The 1330-nt window shown below is 52.0% G+C and carries 1 protein-coding gene; it reads left to right on the forward strand.

What is annotated here, in order from left to right; genetic code table 11:
• A partial coding sequence (locus IQ256_RS29265; protein ID WP_370623578.1) for a S41 family peptidase occupies positions 1-1043 on the forward strand: 1043 nt, incomplete at its 5' end.
• Positions 1044-1330 lie beyond the last annotated feature (287 nt).

Here is a 1330-nt window from a genome sequence, read left to right on the forward strand (position 1 = left end):
CGCCTGCTATCCGCACAGAGCTGCTAAACGCGATCGCTACAAAGCTCGACGCCTACGCCTTTCCAGAAGTAGCTGATAAAATTCAGGCCGACATCACCTCACGCCTGGCCGCAGACGGCTATCGAGATATCAAAAGCGGCTCTCAGCTAGCCGAAACCCTCACAGATCAGCTCCAGACGCTCAGCGCTGACCAGCACCTTAAAGTCTATTTCAGCCCAGCCGTCCTGCCTCATCTAGACGCTCAAACCGAAATTCCGCCCGAAGAACTTGCCCAACAGCAGCAGATCAGCCAGCTACGTAATTTTGACTTCAACCGAGTTGAACGACTGCGCGGCAACATCGGCTATCTAGAGCTGTTCAGCTTTGAGCCACCAGAATTCGCCGGAGACACTGCCGCAGCCGCTATGCAGTTTCTCGCCAACACCAGCGCTTTAATCATCGATTTGCGCTACAACCGAGGCGGTTCGGCCAGCATGGTCGCCCTGTTGACTAGCTATTTGCTGCCAGCCTACCCCCCGGTTCATCTCACCGACCTGCACTGGCAAAGCGAAGATCGCACTCAGCAGTCATGGACGCTGCCGTATGTTTCTGGGCCTCGCTATCTAGAGCGCCCGGTATACATAATGATCGGCCCCGAGACGTTTTCGGCTGCAGAAGAATTTGCCTACAACCTCAAAAATCTCAAGCGCGCCGTCATCGTCGGTGAAACCACAGCAGGCGGTGCCAATCCTGGCACTGGCTTTAGACTGCACGATCATTTCTGGATGTTCATCCCCACAGGCCAGGCGATTAGCCAGATTACCCACGAAAACTGGGAAGGGACTGGCGTACTGCCAGACTTCAAAGTGCCGATCGAGCTGTCTCTAAAAACAGCCCAGCTATTAGCGTTTAGAAAGCTCTTGCGAGATGACGAAGAAGGCCAAACCCCAGGTCAGCTGCCTAGCAGTCTGCGCCGCGAACTAGAAGATTCATTGACATCAGTAGGCGCTGAGCTCGATCGTATGCAGCAGGATTTGGTCAGTCAGATGAGCAAGATTGGGTGAACCAGACAGGTGAGTCAGAGGGGTAAACCAGATTTAATAGGCCAGATTCGATAAAAATAAGCAAAAACTTTGATGATTTAGAATGAAACAGCATGAATACTGTATAGCGAGTTACTCATTTCAGGCCGGCACGAGTTAGAAAGAGTGACTGATACCGTAATCGTTACTTTTCTAGTTAGGTAGTTTCTGATGAGATCAAGGCAGGCGACATCAAGGCAGGCAACATCAAAGCGGGCAACATCAAAGCGGGCATGGAGTCGAATCGGCAGTATGGTATTGAGTTCGAC

The organism is cf. Phormidesmis sp. LEGE 11477, from assembly GCF_015207105.1.
GTDB lineage: Bacteria > Cyanobacteriota > Cyanobacteriia > Phormidesmidales > Phormidesmidaceae > Phormidesmis.